This is a genomic window from Haladaptatus litoreus (assembly GCF_900156425.1).
In the GTDB taxonomy this organism is placed as follows: domain Archaea; phylum Halobacteriota; class Halobacteria; order Halobacteriales; family Haladaptataceae; genus Haladaptatus; species Haladaptatus litoreus.
In genome coordinates, this window is sequence record NZ_FTNO01000001.1 from 1 (window position 1) to 18466 (window position 18466).

Annotated in this window: 17 protein-coding genes, 2 tRNA genes, 2 rRNA genes and 2 pseudogenes; 13 read left to right on the top strand and 10 right to left on the bottom strand. The window is 58.0% G+C overall.

Features of this window, described 5'->3' with window-relative positions; genetic code table 11:
- From BW974_RS00005 to BW974_RS00015, 3 genes are all read left to right on the top strand, one after another.
- Positions 1-1821, top strand: a 23S ribosomal RNA gene (locus BW974_RS00005); the annotation flags it as partial.
- A gap of 131 nt (positions 1822-1952) precedes the next feature.
- Positions 1953-2074: ribosomal RNA gene (rrf, locus tag BW974_RS00010) — 5S ribosomal RNA — on the top strand.
- A gap of 121 nt (positions 2075-2195) precedes the next feature.
- Positions 2196-2271: transfer RNA gene (locus tag BW974_RS00015), tRNA-Cys, on the top strand.
- A gap of 349 nt (positions 2272-2620) precedes the next feature.
- Here BW974_RS00015 and BW974_RS00020 read toward each other — a convergent pair.
- Complete coding sequence (locus tag BW974_RS00020) at positions 2621-2833, bottom strand: hypothetical protein (protein WP_076426889.1); 213 nt, start codon at positions 2831-2833, stop codon at positions 2621-2623.
- Positions 2834-3129: 296 nt separating this feature from the next.
- Here BW974_RS00020 and BW974_RS00025 point away from each other — a divergent pair, with 296 nt between their 5' ends.
- A complete protein-coding gene (locus BW974_RS00025; protein WP_076426891.1) occupies positions 3130-3951 on the top strand; it encodes a hypothetical protein in 822 nt (273 codons plus the stop codon).
- Positions 3952-3985: 34 nt separating this feature from the next.
- On the opposite strand, the gene BW974_RS00030 is transcribed toward BW974_RS00025, so the two are convergent.
- The 3 genes from BW974_RS00030 to BW974_RS00040 form a co-directional block, all read right to left on the bottom strand.
- Positions 3986-4186, bottom strand: coding sequence for a DUF8123 family protein (locus BW974_RS00030; protein WP_076426892.1), 201 nt, complete (start codon positions 4184-4186; stop codon positions 3986-3988).
- A gap of 134 nt (positions 4187-4320) precedes the next feature.
- On the bottom strand, positions 4321-4605 hold the full coding sequence (gene eif1A, locus BW974_RS00035) for a translation initiation factor eIF-1A (protein WP_049971906.1): 285 nt from the start codon (positions 4603-4605) through the stop codon (positions 4321-4323).
- A gap of 230 nt (positions 4606-4835) precedes the next feature.
- A tRNA-Lys gene (locus BW974_RS00040) sits at positions 4836-4909 on the bottom strand.
- Between the two features lie 96 nt (positions 4910-5005).
- Here BW974_RS00040 and BW974_RS00045 point away from each other — a divergent pair.
- Positions 5006-6301, top strand: coding sequence for a M20/M25/M40 family metallo-hydrolase (locus BW974_RS00045; protein ID WP_076426894.1), 1296 nt, complete (start codon positions 5006-5008; stop codon positions 6299-6301).
- A gap of 32 nt (positions 6302-6333) precedes the next feature.
- On the opposite strand, the gene BW974_RS00050 is transcribed toward BW974_RS00045, so the two are convergent.
- Positions 6334-6999 carry a DUF7119 family protein gene (locus tag BW974_RS00050; protein WP_076426896.1) on the bottom strand — a complete coding sequence of 222 codons (666 nt, stop codon included), beginning with the start codon at positions 6997-6999 and terminating at the stop codon, positions 6334-6336.
- A gap of 593 nt (positions 7000-7592) precedes the next feature.
- On the opposite strand from BW974_RS00050, the gene BW974_RS00055 reads away from it, so the two are divergent.
- Positions 7593-8381 carry a DUF7983 family protein gene (locus BW974_RS00055; RefSeq protein ID WP_076426897.1) on the top strand — a complete coding sequence of 263 codons (789 nt, stop codon included), beginning with the start codon at positions 7593-7595 and terminating at the stop codon, positions 8379-8381.
- Positions 8382-8513: 132 nt separating this feature from the next.
- Here the strand turns inward: BW974_RS00055 and BW974_RS27115 are convergent.
- Positions 8514-8624, bottom strand: a pseudogene (locus tag BW974_RS27115) (hypothetical protein); the annotation flags it as partial.
- Between BW974_RS27115 and BW974_RS00060 the strand changes: the two are divergent.
- The 3 genes and pseudogenes from BW974_RS00060 to BW974_RS00070 all read left to right on the top strand — a co-directional run.
- Positions 8589-9125, top strand: a pseudogene (locus tag BW974_RS00060) (VOC family protein); the annotation flags it as partial. The pseudogenes BW974_RS27115 and BW974_RS00060 sit on opposite strands and share 36 nt — an antisense overlap.
- Before the next feature lie 72 nt (positions 9126-9197).
- A complete protein-coding gene (locus BW974_RS00065; protein WP_076426901.1) occupies positions 9198-10163 on the top strand; it encodes an oxidoreductase in 966 nt (321 codons plus the stop codon).
- Positions 10164-10212: 49 nt separating this feature from the next.
- The gene (locus tag BW974_RS00070) at positions 10213-10650 is read left to right on the top strand and encodes a Rieske (2Fe-2S) protein (RefSeq protein WP_076426902.1); all 438 of its coding nucleotides are present in this window, start codon (positions 10213-10215) and stop codon (positions 10648-10650) included.
- On the opposite strand, the gene BW974_RS00075 is transcribed toward BW974_RS00070, so the two are convergent.
- Complete coding sequence (locus tag BW974_RS00075) at positions 10633-11637, bottom strand: M23 family metallopeptidase (protein WP_076430157.1); 1005 nt, start codon at positions 11635-11637, stop codon at positions 10633-10635. The genes BW974_RS00070 and BW974_RS00075 overlap by 18 nt on opposite strands.
- A 160-nt stretch (positions 11638-11797) precedes the next feature.
- On the opposite strand from BW974_RS00075, the gene BW974_RS00080 reads away from it, so the two are divergent.
- The gene (locus tag BW974_RS00080; protein WP_076426904.1) at positions 11798-12334 is read left to right on the top strand and encodes a hypothetical protein; all 537 of its coding nucleotides are present in this window, start codon (positions 11798-11800) and stop codon (positions 12332-12334) included.
- Between the two features lie 47 nt (positions 12335-12381).
- Here BW974_RS00080 and BW974_RS00085 read toward each other — a convergent pair whose 3' ends face one another.
- Positions 12382-13218: an RNA ligase family protein gene (locus BW974_RS00085; RefSeq protein ID WP_076430158.1), complete on the bottom strand. Its 837-nt coding sequence runs from the start codon at positions 13216-13218 to the stop codon at positions 12382-12384.
- A gap of 299 nt (positions 13219-13517) precedes the next feature.
- Here BW974_RS00085 and BW974_RS00090 point away from each other — a divergent pair, with 299 nt between their 5' ends.
- Positions 13518-14240: a DUF2071 domain-containing protein gene (locus BW974_RS00090; protein WP_076426905.1), complete on the top strand. Its 723-nt coding sequence runs from the start codon at positions 13518-13520 to the stop codon at positions 14238-14240.
- Between the two features lie 105 nt (positions 14241-14345).
- Here BW974_RS00090 and BW974_RS00095 read toward each other — a convergent pair whose 3' ends face one another.
- The gene (locus BW974_RS00095) at positions 14346-15581 is read right to left on the bottom strand and encodes an MBL fold metallo-hydrolase (protein WP_076430159.1); all 1236 of its coding nucleotides are present in this window, start codon (positions 15579-15581) and stop codon (positions 14346-14348) included.
- 174 nt (positions 15582-15755) lie between these two features.
- Complete coding sequence (locus BW974_RS00100) at positions 15756-16007, bottom strand: hypothetical protein (RefSeq protein WP_076426907.1); 252 nt, start codon at positions 16005-16007, stop codon at positions 15756-15758.
- Between the two features lie 112 nt (positions 16008-16119).
- Here BW974_RS00100 and BW974_RS00105 point away from each other — a divergent pair, with 112 nt between their 5' ends.
- Together BW974_RS00105 and BW974_RS00110 are read left to right on the top strand one after the other, a co-directional pair.
- Positions 16120-17592: an aldehyde dehydrogenase family protein gene (locus BW974_RS00105; RefSeq protein ID WP_076426908.1), complete on the top strand. Its 1473-nt coding sequence runs from the start codon at positions 16120-16122 to the stop codon at positions 17590-17592.
- A 449-nt stretch (positions 17593-18041) separates the two neighbouring features.
- Positions 18042-18455, top strand: a complete 414-nt coding sequence (locus BW974_RS00110) for an RDD family protein (protein WP_245799860.1) — start codon at positions 18042-18044, stop codon at positions 18453-18455.
- Positions 18456-18466 lie beyond the last annotated feature (11 nt).

The following is an 18466-nucleotide window of genomic DNA, read 5'->3' on the forward strand; positions in this document are numbered from 1 at the left end:
AGGTCCCAAAGTATGAGCTAAGTGCGATTGAAGGTGGTCGCAAGCCCTAAACAGCCGGGAGGTGAGCTTAGAAGCAGCTACCCTCTAAGAATAGCGTAACAGCTTACCGGCCGAGGTTTGCGGCGCCGAAAATGATCGGGGCTCAAGTTCATCACCGAGACCTAGCGGCACTCTTGACCGAGTGATCCAGTAGGTTGGCATTCTGAATGGGTGGAAGTACGGGCGAGAATTCGTATGGACCGTTCAGTATAGAAAATCCTGGCCATAGTAGCAGCGTTAGTCGGGTGTGAACCCCGACGACCTAACGAGTAAGGGTTCCTCAGCAATGCTTATCAGCTGAGGGTTAGCCGATCCTAAGTCCCATCGTAATTCGAGTGGGACAACAGGGAAACTGGTTAATATTCCAGTGCTAACACCATTCAAAGCCGACGCCTCAGGAAACATCGAACCGGGTTTTCGCCCGGTCGAATCATCAAAATCCGTGGAAGCCGTAATGGCAGGAAGCGGATGAATGTTGAGATAGCGCAAGTCGATGGTACCCGGGGCCCGTGAAAAGGTGAGTGTGTTAATCGTACCGAGATCCGACACAGGTACTCTGGCGGTGAAAGCCAAGGTCTGTCGGGATCAACCGACGTTAGGGAATTCGGCAAGTTAGTCCCGTAAGTTCGCGATAAGGGATGCCTGCCTTGTATAAAGGCAGGCCGCAGTGACTCGGACGCTCCAACTGTCTAGTAACAACATAGGTGACCGCAAATCCGTAAGGACTCGTACGGTCACTGAATCCTGCCCAGTGCGGGTATCTGAACACCCAGTACAATGGGACGAAGGACCCGTTAACGGCGGGGGTAACTATGACCCTCTTAAGGTAGCGTAGTACCTTGCCGCTTCAGTAGCGGCTTGCATGAATGGATCAATGAGAGCGTCACTGTCCCAACGTTGGGCCCGGTGAACTGTACGTTCCAGTGCGGAGTCTGGAGACCCCCAAGGGGAAGCGAAGACCCTATAGAGCTTTACTGCAGGCTGTCGCTGAGACACGGTCGCTACTGTGCAGCATAGGTAGGAGCCGCTACACAGGTACCCGCGCTAGCGGGCCACCGAGGCATTAGTGAAATACTACCCGGTAGTGACTGTGACTCTCACTCCTGGCGGAGGACACCGGTAGCCAGGCAGTTTGACTGGGGCGGTACGCGCTCGAAAAGATATCGAGCGCGCCCCAAGATTTCCTCACCCGAGTCGGAGACTCGGAGAAGAGCGCAAGAGCATAAGGAAGTCTGACAGTGTCCTACACAACGAGGGACGCTGACGCGAAAGCGTGGTCTAGCGAACCAATGAGCCTGCTTGATGCGGGCCATTGATGACAGAAAAGCTACCTTAGGGATAACAGAGTCGTCACCGGCAAGAGCACATATCGACCCGGTGGCTTGCTACCTCGATGTCGGTTCCCTCCATCCTGCCCGTGCAGAAGCGGGCAAGGGTGAGGTTGTTCGCCTATTAAAGGAGGTCGTGAGCTGGGTTTAGACCGTCGTGAGACAGGTCGGCTGCTATCTATTGGGGGTGTTACGGTATCTGACGGGAACGTTCGTATAGTACGAGAGGAACTACGAATGGGTGCCACTGGTGTACCAGTCGTTCGAAAGAGCGCGTGCTGGGCAGCCACGCACCACGGGGTAAGAGCTGAACGCATCTAAGCTCGAAACCCACCTGGAAAAGAGATACCACCGAGACCACTCGTAGAAGACGAGTTCGATAGACTCGGGATGTACGCGCCGAGGCAACGAGGCGTTCAGTCCGCGAGCACTAACAGGTCAATGCCACACAATCATACCGCATATTGGAATTCACACGCACACGCGTGTGAGTCCAGGCGCAAACTGGATTGCACATTACATACGGTTGTCCGAACCATCAACGATTGGTATCCGTAGTCACGGTTCGATTCCGTGAGTTGACGTTAAGGCGGCCAGAGCGACAGGGTCACACCCGTACCCATCCCGAACACGGTAGTTAAGCCTGTCTGCGTTTCGGTCAGTACTGGAGTGCGCGAGCCTCTGGGAAATCCGATTCGCCGCCTCCCATTCATACTTGCATTCATAACCCACCACGAGCGCTAGCGCTCGCGGTGGGTTTTTTGCTATTTATATCAGCCAACCAAAGACCGCTATACTTAAACCAGCAGAATACAAAGAGGAGACTGCGCCAAGGTGGCAGAGTCCGGCCGAACGCAGCGGCCTGCAGAGCCGCCCATCGCCGGTTCAAATCCGGCCCTTGGCTTTTCTAACGAACGAGGCGAACCCGGAGAGCCATCTGTCCGCGGAAGAATGTTGTCGGAATAGTTGGTTCACAGTCGTCTTATTATACGAACAAGATGTCATTCGACTCCGTGTGCGGCCGAGATATGGTGTTCGAACAGATGCAAAACTGACAGTACGCTCTTGCTGGATATGCCGCTGAACTGACCGTTCTCACGTCGCTAGTAGTACTGGTAGTAATATCCGATTCAGTGTAATTATTCGTAACGGGACAGTATTTTCGTCGTATTCTACCGTTTGTCTGCCACTTTCTTCGCCCCGCGAGAAACATCATCTGTAAGATAGTTGCCGAAAAACGAGGCGACTGTCGGTTACGCACGCCATCGCTGAATGTACGCCGCTGCCATCGCAACAAATGCGGTGCTAAGCGCATCGAAGGTTGCGACCGCGATGTTGTTGCCGAGTGCGAGGTAGATGGCGGTGCCAGCGATTAGTCCGAACAATCCTGCGACGATGGCGTATTGCCACGTCGAAAGCTGTTCTGCTTGCTCGTCGAGCTTCGTGAGTGCGTTGGAAGCCGACATCTATCATCACCTCGTTTGAGTATTCTCGTTTCGGAAGATGAACGTGTCGACCGAATAACTGCAATTCTGGGAACGAATTACGCTTTGCGTAGTCGAGAAGTCAAGCAACGGGGTTCCGTCACCATCCGCCCAAATCGCAGAACCGATGGTTGGCCTCGATGTTCGTGATCGTGTCGAAAGCCACACTACCGTTTTGTTTTCGATATGAAGGAGACATATGGGCGTATGCGAATACGGGGCATGGTCGGTGTCGGCAAAAAGTAACCATTATGCCCAACGCGGACTGGGGCTAGAACATGCAACGAAGAGCAGCGGGCGTTTACGTAACCGTCTTTCTGGTTATCGCTGCCGGGGCGTACTCACTCATCGGAGTCGCTCAGGAGCCGACGGTTTCGGTCGAAAACCCCGACCAGACCCTCTCGAACCAAGGACAGAAATTCAACGTCGATGGGCGACAGTACAACGTCACGTCGCTTAGCGACGGTTCCGCGGAAGTCGCGTGGACGAACCAATCTGCAACCTATTCGGCTGAGTTGGGGAACAACACTACGGTAGAACAGGACAACACCACGTTCCGACTCCTCATTCCGAATCAGTCGAACCCGAGCCAAGCCACACTGACCGAGGTACAAAACCTGAGCGAGGACACACAAACGGTTAATCAGGGTAACGTGACCTACGTCGTGGTCAACCAGAGTAGCAACGACACCGCCAACAAGTCGCTCGTTCCGGTGGACGAGTACAAGCAACAGCAGTTCGGCGAGCCGGAGACGCAAACGCTCCGACAAGGAAACAACTTCCAGTACCAAAACAACTCGACGACGATAGCGAACATCTCCGCGGAGTCCGTGCTCCTACAGTGGGAGGCTCCGAAAACGACGACAACCTCGCTTTCGAGCGGTGAAACGGCCGAACTCGGCCCGAACAATCAGACCTACGTCGCCCACGGTCAGGATGGAAGCGTCGTTCTTTCGTCGAACGTGGATGCGTACAACAGCCAGAATGCGGAAATCGGTGAGTTCAACGAACGCATCGCGGGCCTCTGGGGAGTGTCTATCTTGAGCTTCCTTGCGGCACTACTGTTGGCTATGTTCGCGTTCCTGCCGTTCAAAGGGTAGCTGAACGACGACCAACAGTCGAAAAATCGCTTTTTTACGCCCGGGAAATCCACGCCAGCGCCGCACCAATGCCGATTGCGGAGAGCGCCCCGATTATCTGGCCAATCATGAGCAGGACGCTGCCGGATTTGCTTGCCCACGGTGTGCCGACGAGTGTTGCGATTCCGATGAGGACGAGCAGTGCTCCCATGACGATGCCGAGCGGTTCGAGCGGATCCGAGACGAATCGGTTCATACCGGTGTTCTGTGTTGGGCTACCGTATAACATCTACTGAATGAAGTCGCGAAGCGTGTGAATAGTTCAGATGACTCTCGGCGATTAATTCGATAAGGATAGTGTAGTTGTTCTCAGTTCTAGAGAAACGGGTATTATTGGATGTGGCCTTCGCGCCGAAGCTGATCTGCGTCCTGTCCCGTGTAGCGCCATTCGATGTTGGCTTTTTCATCTTGCCAGTCCCACGGCTCGACGAGGACGACGTCGCCCTCGTTAATCCATGTTCGATATTTCATTCGACCGGGAATCCGTCCCATTCGTTCCTTTCCGTCCTCACATCGAACGCGAACGTGGTTCCCGCCGTTGTGTTCTGTTACGACGCCGAACATCTCGTCGCTGTTAGGCATTCGAAGATTTCGACGTTCTGTTTCTTCACTCACATCCAGTAATGGCACCGGACATGGTTAAGTGATGGGATACTATGGATACCATCTACCACGGCGGCGGAATCGCCTTTCGGGACAAATTCAGTCCTGCTTACGACATAATTGGCCGGGAGAATAATCGTGGCGTGATATTTCCAACAGTGTTCTCTCCGCGTGGATTCGTCACAAAAATATACAATACTGGCTATTTTCACGGCTCACGCAATAGTTCGACGCAAGAAGTACGGGCTGGAAGGGATTTGAACCCCTGGCCGTCTGGTTAAAAGCCAGACGCTCTGCCTAACTGAGCTACCAGCCCTCATCCAATTGTGGGAGTTGCGACGGTTAAACGTTTACCATTCTCTTCCGGTATTGGGGCAGCAAGGTTTACACTCCCGCCTACGTCTGTCGAACCATGACAGGGTTTGCCGATGCGCAGGGTGACGAACTCCGAACAGTAACCGAACGACTCTGCTCGTTCGACACGACGGGCGGACGCGAAGGCCCCGCACAGGAATGGCTCGCCGACAAGCTCGCCGATTTCGGGTTCGAAACTTACGAGTGGACTGCCGACGCCGAGCGATTGGGCAAACATCCGTCGTTTCCCGACGACCCGACGGACATCGAACACACGGAGGCCAGCGCAGGCGGGCCGAGTCTGGCCGAGCGCCCCAGCGTGGCGGGCGTGCTTGAGTTCGGAAACCCGAACGACGGGCCGACGCTCGTCCTGAACGGTCACATGGACGTGGTGCCTGTCGCGCGCGAGTCGTGGGACACTGGCCCCTTCGAACCGACGTGGGACGATGCGGGGGAGAGCCTCACTGCCCGCGGGTCGGCGGATATGAAGTCCGGCGTCGCGACTTGCATTTTCGCGGCGAAGCACCTCGCGGAAACCGATGCTGGGGAACTCGACGGAAGAATCGTCGTCGAAAGCGTCGTTGGCGAGGAAGAAGGCGGACTCGGCGCGGCGGCGGCCGCACTCTCTAATCCGTACCCGTTCGAGCGCGACGCGGCAATCGTCGCGGAACCGACCGACCTCACCCCTGTCATCGCCACTGAGGGGAGCGTCATGAAGCGACTCCACCTCACGGGGCGCTCGGCCCACGCGGCGACGCGCTGGCGTGGCGAAAGCGTCCTCCCGCATTTCGAGCGAATCCGCGAGGCGTTTTACGACCTCGAATCCGAGCGCGGCGAGTCGGTGACGCATCCACTGTACGAAGAGTTCCCTGTCCCGTGGCCTATCGTCATCGGCACGGTCGAAGCAGGAACGTGGTCGTCCACCACCCCGGCGAACTTGACTGCCGAAATGCGCCTCGGCGTCGCCCCCGGCGAAACGGTTGACGAAGTCGAGGCCGCCTACGAAGAACGTCTGGCGGAGGTAGTCGAAGAAAACGAATGGCTGTCCGAACATCCGCCGACCTTCGAACGATTTTCGATCCAATTCGAGGCTGCGGAGACGGACGCGGACGAACCCGTCGTCGGCGCGCTCCAGTCCGCGATGGCCGACTACGACCACAATCTCGACACGACGCTCCGTGGGGCGACCTACGGCGCGGACTCGCGCCACTACGTCCACGCGGGGATTCCGACCGTGATATTCGGTCCCGGAACCATCGAGCAGGCTCACTTCCCGAACGAGACGATTCACTGGCCGGATGTGGAAACCGCAGGTGCAATCTTAGTTGACACTGCCCGCGAGTTCCTCGGCTAAACGGGTTTTCGCACCTCACTCCAAACTTTACTTCACTCCAGTTCGCGTTCCAACGCGCGTGCGACCACTGATTCCGGCTCTTCGCCCGTCAGCGCGGCCTGCCGTCTGAGTTCCCGGTACACCTCCGGCGGAAGCGAGAGCGTCACCTCTCCGGGTGTGACGCCGTGACGCCGCAGCGCCCGCTCGGGCGACGTTCCGTCGTTGATTTCGCTGACGATGGCGCGAACGTCCCGCACTGTCAGCGAATTGTCGAGGATGGCCCACGCGAGTTGGTATCGGGCGTCCCCGCCCACCCGTGCGACGTGTTTCGCCGCGGTCGGTGCAATTTGGCCCAGCGCGACGTGGCGGCGAATCGACCGCGGCAGGTCGTGCACCCGCGCCCATTTGCGGATGAAGGCCACCGTCGTTTCGCCGCCCGCTTCCTCCGCGGCACCTTTGTACGACCCGACGCCCCGAACCAGCGCGGCGCAGGCCGCGGCCCCGCGGAGCATGTAGACGCTATCCTCGCTTCCCGTGCTTCCGTCCGCGAACGCCCGGACGGTTTCGGCGGCTTCCGCGACGCTTTTCGGGTCGTCCGGGTCGAACGCTTTGGCCTGATTCGCGTGGTCGCCGGTAATCGTCTCGTCGCCGCGGATGACGGGTTCACCGACCGGTGATTTCCGGTCTGCTGGCGGTTCCTCCCCGAAGCCGTCAGTCATTGTGTGTCGATTGTCCCGACAGGGCAAAAAGGAACTGCTAGCCTTGTTTTTTGCGGGATGGTTGGCTGTGGGTGTTACTCGTTTTTGTTTGAGCGTCCTTTGCCGTTCTTTCGAATGGTTCTGTCTGTGCTGACTTTCGCAAATTCGCAAATATCGTGGCGCGCGCTGGCGTGAGTCGGAGGACGTCACGTCCGGAGGCTCACGTTGTAGCCGCGCGAGGGATGAGTGAGCGACTGCAAGGAGTTCTCGTGAGTGACGGCGGAGCGAACGAGAGCACGGAAGAGCGTGTCTCTTCCGGAGCGAACGAATCGGTTGGGGAGGCGTGTGGCCTGCCGTGGTGCGGTTGCGGTTTCAGTAGAGTCCTGACTTGCTCACGCGAAGTTGACTCACTGCTCTTCTCTACGACAAACCTCACTCGCGACTCTCGTCTACGACAAATTCCTCCCTCAGAATCCATCCACCGAACCCCACGCTGCTGCCGCAATTTTATAAGCGAAGCCGCCAAATTCTCGGGTAGAGACGGAATCACGGCCGAACCATCAAACCACTAAATCACGGCGAACCACATCGAGACACTCCTTAAACGACTAACTATGCGAGACGAAGAGTACGACCCGACGACCTGCCCGGCGGCGGGCTGTGACTACGAGGACGCAATCCGCTCCGTCGCCGCGCACATCAGCACGACGGACGACGACCGCCACTCGTGGGACAACCTCGTCTTCGACGGTGCCCGCGATTTCGTCATCCGAGAAAAGCGCAGACAACAGGACGGCGCGACCAACGACCAGAATCCCCCAAACAGTCCACCTATGGAGGTCGGTTCTTCCCCGAAAACCGAATCCATCCAAACGCCCACCCAAACTCCCGACCCTGACGAAATTCCGCAACTCGACCTCGGATTCGCTCGGGACGCGCTCGTCTTACTCGACCTCGCTCGGCAGTACGACGCCGACTCGCTGACGGAGTTGGACACCTTCCGACTGGTGAACCTCTACACCCTGCTGTCCGACGTGAGCAGAGGTGCCGACGATGCCCGAAAGGAAGTCCGCGACGCGCTTCTCGGCGTTCTCCAAGACGACCGACGAATCTCGTCCGATTTCGGGTCGGTAAAGCGATACACCACCCAACGACGGAATCAGAAGGACGAGGAGGTGATTCGCGCCGAACTGAACCGAGCCGGAATCGACCCAGACGAGGCGAGAAGTTTCGATACGAAAAAGCTCAAAGAGTTAGCGGAAGAGCGCGGACTGGACGAGTCCGCCGTCTTCGACCGCGAGGAGCGAACCTACGTGAAAAAATCCAGTGCGGACGGCGACGGGCGCAGGCGGGCGTTCGAGAAACTCGACCCGGAACTTCGGTCGCTAATCGAAGAGTGGTGAGGCTGTCGGTTGCGTTGCGGTGATTTTTCGTCCCACTGGCATCGGTGTCACGTGGTGTCGTCGCTGTCCGCGAGAGTATATTGCCGTCCGGTTCGTATCTACGGATACAGTAAAATCATGGCAGACGAGAACTCAAACGGGGAAATTCCGATTACGGCGGACCGCCCGGACAGCACGATTCACCTCAGCGGAACCGACCACGTCACCCTCATCGGCAGTAACGAAGAGGACACCGTCGCGTTCTACCGCGACATCCTCGGGATGCCGCTCATCCTCCGTCAGCCGAACCTTGACGCGCCGAACGTCACACACCTGTTTTTCGATACCGGCGACGGCCGAGTCATCACCTTCTTCGTGGAGGAAGGGCGACAGTCGAATCCCTCGCCACAGCGAACGGGCATCGGTGCGGTTCACCACCTCGCGTTCCGGTTCGAACCGGAACGCTTGGAGGAAATCAAGCAAGGACTCGAAGAAAACGGCCACCGATACAACGTTTTCGACCGGAGCATCTTCTACTCGCTGTACACCAGCGACCACAACGGACTGACCATCGAACTGACGACGGACAAGTTCGACATTCCGGACGACAGACGTGCCGAAGTGCTCGCCACTGCCCAACGCCTACGCGAGGAGGACGGCTCGGAGTACGCCAAGGCGGAACACCTCGAAGCCGCGTTGGAAGAACTCGGCATTCCGGTCGAACCAGTCGAACTCCCCGACGCGCCGACGGGCGCGGGTGTGTAGGCCGCGGTTGGGGATTTCATATCCTCCGTATCGGGCAGTGGCTTTCTGTACCGTGCGACCGTACACGATTCCATGACTGACACCGGATGGACTACCGAGCGAATGCCGGACATGACCGAAAAAACCGTGGTCGTCACGGGTGCGAACAGCGGCCTCGGTTACGAGGTGACTCGCGCCTTGGCTCGAAAGGGCGCGACCGTCGTCATGGCCTGCCGACGGACGAATCACGCGAAGACGGTCAAAGGCCGTATTCTCACGGAAGTTCCTGACGCAACCCTCGACGTGCGCGAACTCGACCTCGCAGACCGGGAATCAATCCGGTCGTTTGCGGAGAATTTCGAAGCCGACTACGACAACCTGCACGTCCTTTGCAACAACGCAGGCGTGATGGCGATTCCGCGCCGGGAAACCGAAGACGGCTACGAGATGCAGTTCGGCGTCAATCATCTCGGTCACTTTGCGCTGACGGGTCTGCTGTTCGACCGACTGCTCGAAACGCCGGGAGAGACGCGTGTCGTGACCCAGAGCAGTGGTGTGCACGAACGCGGTGACATCAACTTCGAGGATTTGCACGGCGAACAGGAGTACGACAAGTGGGACGCCTACGCCCAGAGCAAACTGGCGAACGTTCTGTTCGCCTACGAACTCGACAGGCGACTTGACGAGGCGGGCATTGACAACGTGCTGAGCCTCGCCTGCCATCCGGGCTATGCGAGTACGAACCTCCAGCGGCGCGGCCCGGAACAGGAAGGCTCGCGGATTCGACTGTGGATGATGCGTCTCGCGAACGCGGTGTTCGCTCAAAGCGCGGAACGTGGCGCGCTTCCGATGCTCTACGCCGCGACCGGCGAGGACGTCATGGGCGGAGAGTACGTCGGTCCCGGTGGCCTGATGAACATGCGCGGACTCCCCGAAATCCAACCGTCCAGCGACCGGTCGTACGACGAGCAGATGGCCGACCGCCTGTGGGAGATTTCTTCTGACCTGACGGGAGTTACCTACGATTTCGCGCAGGCGAAAGCCGCAGACGACGATTAATTGCTTCCGGAGAAGTACGTTTTATCTAGCGTGCATACGACGAGTGTACATGGTCGCCACGGACGATGCTACACAGTTGACGACGGTTGACGAACTCCCGGAAAACGATTCGTTTCTGTTCACCGTTCTCGAGCACGACGGGTCGAAAGGGGAAGTGATTCTGGTAAACGGCGGCGACTGCATCGCCGCGTGGCGAAACTTCTGCCAGCACGAAACCGACCAGCGACTCGACCGTGGATTCGGGGCCGCCATGCGCGACGGCGAAATCATCTGCCCGAAACACGGGTCGATGTTCGACGCCTGTTCCGGCCACTGCGACAACGGAGAGGCGAAAGGTTCGACCTTGCTTTCGGTGGATGTGGCGGTCGAAGATGGGGATATTTATCTCACCGATAGAACGTGTGACTTCCTGCACGAGGGCGGTATTGAGGACGATGACGACGAGGACGACGGCATGCCGTCGTCCTCGTCACATCTGACGTTTTGAAATTTCGGAATTCGTCGATTCAGTCGCCGTCACGCGCTGTCCCTCCCGAATCGAGGTGCGGTCGTTTTGTTCGTCTGCTCCAGTTTCGTCGTCTTCGATTTCGAGATTACTGAACGTAATCGGCAGTCCCGCCGAGGAAAAGAAATCCTGCTGGTCTTGCAGTTGGAAATGCAGGTGTGGTTCGGTCGAGTTTCCGGAGTGTCCACAGCGACCGATTTGCTGGCCCTGTTCGACTCTCTCGCCTTCTTCGACCGCGACGCTTCCCTCTGCCAGATGTGCGAGAACGCTGTACTCGTCTTCTGCGTGCTGAATCGTCACGTAGTTCCCCCTGATGTCGCGCTGAAACGGGTCGAGCATTCCCCGGAAATACGGCGAATCGCGGTGGCCGTCCTTGGTTTCGACCACGATTCCGTCCGCGGGCGCGAGCATCGGTTCGCCGTAACAAAAGTAATCGTCGGCACTGTCGCCATCACCATCGTGCGTGCGTCTGTCTTCGTCCGAAATCACGAAATCGTAGGCGTATCGCTGTGAGACGATGCTCCACGAATGGGAATCCTCCTTCTCGACGCCGCCGTTGACGACCGTCCACGTCCCGGAAAACGGAAGTGTGAGGTCTGTCTGCTGGTCGAATCGTTCTGGTGCTGGTGGCTGACCACGATACCGGAACAGAGCGACGACGTTGCCGACGATTTGTCCCATCGACTGCACGAAGATGAACGGGTTGACCATCACGAGAAGGTTGCTCGCCAGAAAGCGCCCTCGCCAGCGCCAGTCGGTGTCGAACTCCACCGGCGACTTCTCGTCCGAGGTCGGAATCAGGACGCTGACCAACGGCCACAGGCCGAGTAGCCAGAACAGCATAAATATTCGGAGCGGTTCGAGCGACTCCGCAAAATAGCTTGGAATCCCGAGAACTCCGAGATAGCTCACCGTGACCGGGTCGATTCGTCGGAGTGACGAGCGAAGTGTTTGGAGGGCCTTTCCCATGATTTCGACCGCGACTTTCTCTTGTGCTCGGATAACTGTTTTCAGGTCGGCGTTGCAGTGACTTTTCGATACAGTAGCTACGATTCGACGTAGCACTAACGCGGAACCTCTCAGAACGGTTCCGCAGAGGGTTATCGCGTTATCCGTCGAATAGTTTTGCATGGCACTCGTTGACGAACAGTTGGTCGATGACATAGCGAAACACGATCGATACTACCGAATCGAGGATTTCGTAACGTATCTCGAACGCCACCTTCGCGACGAACCGGGCGTCCCGCTTTCGGTCATTCACGCCTACGCTGACGCACTCGGCTACGAACGCGAGCGCACCGACGAACTGCTGGAAGGCCGCATCGTCGATTCGATGACGTGGGTCGCAGACGACGTGTTCTACCGAATCGGCGACGGCATCAGCATCTATCCCCTTTCGTGGCACGAACGATTGGACGGGTCGCGCGACGTGGCCGACTACGTGCGGGTGATGCTGGACGGCCGGGAGGCGGCGGGTAAGGAGTTTCCGAAGGGAGAACGAGGAATCGCACAAACGGACATTCTGACCGCGCTGGAAATCATGGCCGACGTGGATAGAAAGGATGGAGAAAAACTGCTCCGGGAGCAACGTCACCAGGGCGACATCGTCATCTACGCCTACCAAAATCCGGAAGACATCGTTCGATTGCCGGAAACGAAACGATAAGAAGGTGCGAAATCGGTACCCGACTTCGTTCCGTTTTCAGTCCGATTTCAGCGACGGGAGACGAACTGCTGGGTGAGCGATGCGAGTTCCGACCGAAACGCCTGCACGTCGATGTCGTCCATCTCGCCGAACAGGTGGGCGTGTTCCTCGCGAGCGATTGCCTCGAACGTTCGTTCAAACAGCGTATCGACCGTAACCGCCTGCCCATTCGATTCCAGCGCGTTTGCTACCCGTTCGAAACGGCGGTCGGTCGCGTACTCTCGGGCCAACTCCTCCGGTGATTTCTCGCTCGTTTCTCGTTCGTTTGTCGCTTCAAAATCCGTATCGAGTAATTTGACGCGACCGCCCGTTTTGTTCCGAAGCACGACACCCGCCGCTTTTCCGTCGTACCAGTTCGACTGCGGAATCTCGTAGTCGTGGGGGTCGAAATCGACCGCCCGAACCTCTTTTTCGAAGGTGTTCACGTGGTCCAGACCGAGACGGTCGTAAATCGCCTCCACCCGGTCGGGAGACAGAAACCGCTCACTGCCGTCCGACCAGACGTCGAACCCCAGAAACGATGGCGTCCGACGCCAGTCGTAGTCGATGGTGTGTTGGGATGTTGCTTCGCCGAAGAAGACGACCGATTCGACGTTTTCGACCGCCGAACGGAGCGCCGACCGGTCGAGGTTTTTTCGAATATGCCGAACCGCGTGCTGGAGGGGCGTCGGAATCTCGTCTGCGTCGTAGACGCGATTCCAGTCGCCAAATTGGAGCAGTCCCGACTCCTGAAGCCGAAATCGGAGCTGTGCGCCGTCCACCTTCTCCTGAATCCAGAGGTGACCGCCGTTGAACACGGATTTCGGTGCGTCGTCGGGTCGTGACATCGGGGGATAACGTTTCATCTGTGAAATCGCCGCAGTTGTCGAGACGACGGTTCGACGCCACTGGAATCTGTCGGTGCTCGTCGTCCACATCGCTCGTGATTATGATTTTCATATCTGTCTCGGATACTCTTAAGTAGATAATAACTATTAGCTAAATGATGTATTTTTGACTATGGCAGAATTTATGCTACCTCCCCGGTCAGCACAACGATTACTGAATTATGTCCACCATCGCCCTGCCGACGCTCCGTTTTGGATGAACGAGCTGTCCTTTCGGATGCGCGAGACGGGAACAATCACGAGGAGGCGGTGAGAAGATGCTATTCAACATCCGTGGGGCTATCGACCGCCGTATTCTGGTCAACTATCGAATCGCCCCCGACGTTCTGGCCGAGGAATTGCCAGAGCCATTTCGACCACAGACGGTGAGCGGCTACGGAATCGGAGGAATCTGTCTCATTCGATTACGGAATCTCCGTCCGCGGGGGGTGCCGTCGTTCCTTGGTATGAGTTCTGAGAATGCCGCTCACCGAATTGCCGTGGAGTGGGAAGAAGACGGCGAAACCCGTTCCGGAGTCTACGTTTCACGGCGAGATACGGACTCTCGTCTGAACAGCGTGCTCGGTGGCAATCTGTTCCCCGGCATCTTCAATCCCGCATCGTTCGAAGTTGACGAATCGAACGACCGATTCGAAATCTCGATGACCAGCAAGGTGGATGGTACTCGGTCGGCCCTTATCGGTGAATCTGGTGATTCACTCCCCGAAGACTCGATTTTCGACTCTCTGCAAACAGCGTCGGCGTTCTTCGAGAACGGTTCGATGGGTTACTCTCCAACCGAACAGGGTGGGGAATACGACGCCATGGACCTCCACATTCCGAACTGGGACGTGAAGCCATTCTCGGTCGAGTCCGTTGAATCCAGCTATTTCGAGGACTTTCCGGCGGAAACCGTCGAATTTGACAACGCGCTACTCATGAAAAACGCCTATCACGAATGGCACGAAGGGGAACCGATTACCGCAGACGAACCTGCCTGAACAGTTATTCCGGAATGTGGTTGCTCCTGTCATCAGTGACTATAGTCTAGCACGGAAAGCCAGGCTGGACACGCCGTTTTCAAACGCTGGTCGTAGAGAGAACTCTCACACTTGGGCAACTAGTTCCCCGAGTTCGGGAGAACGGGCATCGAAGCCGTCCTCTCGAAGTTCTTTGGCGAACGCTTCGCATCTGTCACCGTGATTCACGAACACCGTCGCATCTCGGTACGATTCCAGAAAGTCGAACAGGCCATCGCGGTCTGCGTGGGCGGAAAAGTCGTAGGACTCCACCTGCGCGCTGACGGGCATCACTCGCCCGTCGATTTCGCCGCGGCCCGAATCCAGCAGTTCCCTGCCGGGCGTTCCTTCGACCTGATAGCCAGTCATCGTGATTTTGTTGACGGGGTTCGCGCGAATTTCCGGAATGTAGGTCATCGCGGGGCCGCCTGAAAGCATTCCAGAGGTCGTCACGATGACCGTGTTTTTCCTCGCAATCCGCTTTCGCTGGCCGTTTTTCCCCGTCACGAATCGCGCGTTCGAGACGGCTCGTTTGAGCGCATCCTCGTCCCGGACGAAGTCGGTATTTCGTCGAAGCATTCGAGTCACTTCTTTGCCCATCCCATCGACGTAGCAGTCGATGTCGTGGGCTTCGCAGACCAGCAACATCTCCTGCGTTCGACCGATGGCGAAGGCCGGAACGACGACGGTTCCGCCCTCCCAGAGCGTCGTCTTCACGCTTTCCGCGAATCGCTCTTCGACCTGTTTGCGCTCGTCGTGTTCGACATCGGAGTAGGTGCTTTCGCAGATGACCACGTCCGCGTCGGGTCGCGCCGTGGTTCCCGATAAGAGTCGCTGGTTGCCAGTGTGGAAATCCGCGGTGTAGAGCAGTGTCGTCTCGCCGTCGTCCACGAGGACGTGCGCGCTTCCGGGGATATGTCCAGCGTCGAAGAACGTGATTTCGTGACCTGCCGCTTCGAACGTCTCGCAATACCCATGCGGAACCGACACCTGTCTGAGTCGTTTCAAATCGGCTTCCGTAAACGGACAGTCGTAGCTCCCGCCGTGGAGTTTCAACGTGTCGCGTGCGAGCAGATGGGCCAACTCCCGGGTCGGCGGCGTCCAGTGTATCGGCGGGCGGTCGTCACCGGAAAGGAGGGAGGGAAGAATCCCGACGTGGTCTAAGTGGCCGTGTGAGACGACGACGGCGTCGGGATTCGCGTCTCCGACTGGAAACTGCGGTGGATTCCCCGTCAACATCCCGTAATCGAGCAGAAGGGAATCGTTGACGAGAATCGCGCTTCGCCCGACTTCGCGCGCCCCGCCGAGAAACTGGATATTCATTGCCGGACTGTATTCGCCGAACACCTTTTCGTTCGTCGGTTCGCTTGCCGATGCCGACCGCCGAACAGTCGGCAGTCGTCCACACGACGTTCCGACCGACGACCGGCGGTCAGGAGACTGAACGAGAACCGTCGCTATTCGACTCCACTTTTGCCGAGTCGCGTATGGAATCGACTATTCGAATATCTTCTCTCGCTCGCGCTCTCGCTTGCGTGACTGGGACCGACCTGACCCGCCGCTCCCGCCGACCACGTTCGACACCACGATGTACGCCAGATACAGCAGAATTGCGAGGACGACGAGGGCGAGGACAGTGCTGACGAGCCACGACAGGAAGCCGAGGACGATGCTCACGATTTCCGCGACGAGCCACAGGAGGGCGAGTGCGAGAACCGCCCAACCGCCAAGACGCAACCATCGAGTCATAGTTCTCTATTTCACTGTTAGCGATATGAATGCTCGCCTCTATCAGTGCAAATCACTACACCACCGCCGATTCCCTACTCTTTATCGGGGTCAAGACCAGATTGGAGAACGAATGTCGGACAGAGACTTCACAGCGGACGGAGACTGGAACGCGCTCTACATCGACGGCGAATGGGTTGAGGCTGGCGACCGAGACGAACTCGAAGTGACGAACCCGGCGACCCAGGAACCAATCACGACGGTTCCGGCGGGTACCGAAGAAGACGTAAACCGCGCCTACGAGGCCGCTGCGGAGGCACAGACTGAATGGGCCGCGAAACCGGCAGAAGAGCGCGTAGACGTGATCAAGAACGCGCTCGGTCTGCTGGACGACCACCGCGACGAGATTCTCGAATCGCTGGCGGTCGAATCGGGGAGCGCGAACGCCAAGGCCTTCGCCGAGTGGCAGACCGCACAGGGGATGTGCCACCACGCCACTGGTCTGGCCGACCAACTCGGCACCAAAGAGCAGGACTCGTTCATCCCCGGCAAGGAAAACGAAATCGAGCGAATCCCGGCAGGCGTCGTCGGCGTCATCTCGCCGTGGAACTTCCCGTTCAATCTCTCGATGCGTGCCGTCGCCCCCGCGTTGGCGCTCGGTAACGCAGTCGTCTTGAAGCCTGCTTCGCCGACGCCCGTGACCGGCGGCCTGCTACTGGCGAAGATTTTCGACGAGGCTGGCCTGCCGAACGGTCTGTTGAACGTCGTGACCGGCCACGGAAGCGACATCGGCGACCGGATGGCCGAGCATCCCGAACTCGACGTTATGGCGTTCACCGGTTCGACGGAAATCGGCAAGCGCGTAGCTTCGAAGGCCGCAGAGAACCTCGCGCTCCCGGCGATGGAACTCGGTGGCAACAACCCATTCGTCGTCACCGACGACGCGGATATCGACGCCGCAATCGACTCGGCGGTGTTCGGGTCGTTCCTCCATCAGGGCCAGATTTGCATCTCAATCAACCGCCACATCGTCCACGAGGACGTGTACGACGAGTACGTCGAGAAATTAACTGAGAGAGCAGCGGGTCTGCCGATTGGCGACCCCACGGACAGGGACAACGTCATCGGTCCGATTATCGACGAGGGCCAGCGCGACCAGATGCTCGACTACGTTGAATCGACTGTTGAGGCCGGTGCGACGCTGGAGACTGGTGGCGACCACGATGGCCTCTTCGTAGAACCGACGGTTCTCTCCGACGCGACCAACGACATGGCCGCGGCGTGCAACGAACACTTCGGTCCAATTGCGCCCGTGATTCCGTATTCGGATGACGAGGAAGCCATCGAGATGGCGAACGACACCGAGTACGGCCTCGCCGGTGCGGTTCACGCTGGCGACATGGACCGTGCGCGTGAACTCGCGGACAGTATCGAAGCGGGCATGGTTCACATCAACGACCAACCGATCAACGAGGAACCGAACGTGCCGTTCGGTGGCGTGAAAGAGTCCGGCATCGGACGGTACGACGGCGAAGAGATTCTGCACGAACTGACCCAGACGAAGTGGGTTTCGGTTCAAGAAGAGAAGCGCCAATATCCGTTCTAAACCACCCTTTTAACCACCACCTTTTACGACGGTCGCAGGCACGCGGGACGACGACCACCGTCGTCCCGCGTGCTGGCTTCTTCACGGGCGTCGCCCGTGAAGGAACGAGATAGCTTTGCTATCTCGCATTCCCTGTAAAAGCTGGACCAAAAGCACCGTCAGAACGACGTTCTGACGAGCCATTCGCTCGCTTCGCTCACGAAGACACGGCGCTCCTCCCTTGGCTCGCGGCGTTGCCGCTCGCTTTTCGAGGCGCTCCGCGCCTCCCTTCGGTCGTCGCTTGGCCCACTCGCTCAGTCGCGTTGCTCCTTCGCTCGCGGTGGAGTTACTGGCTCTTGTCGGAAGTCAGTCTGCCTATCGCTCCCTTCGGTCGCTTTTGCGAGTGGTGAAAGTACTGCGACCCCGACACAACAGAAAACTTATCATCTCCGTCTCGGAGGCTGATGGCAATGCCAGAACCAGTCATGGGAACGGAAGAAGACGTTATTCTCAGCCGCGTCGTCGCGCTGATACTCGACGAAATCATCGCATTCGTCTGCGCGCTGGTCGTCGGCGGAGTGGTTGGCGGAGTGCTCGGTTCGAGTGGCCTTGCGATTCTCTTGGCTCTCGCCATCATCTTCGGCTATCACGTCGTCCTCGAAGGACTGTACGGCCAGACGGTCGGCAAACGATTGCTCGGAATCGTCGTCGTCACGAAACACGGCAACCCGTGTTCGATGGGCGCGTCGGTCGTCAGAAACGTGCTTCGAATTATCGACGCGTTCTTCCACTACGCCGTCGGGCTTGTGGTTATGCTCATCAACGACGACCGCCAACGAATCGGCGACATCGCCGCGAACACCGTGGTCGTTCGCGCTCGATAGCCAGCTCTGTC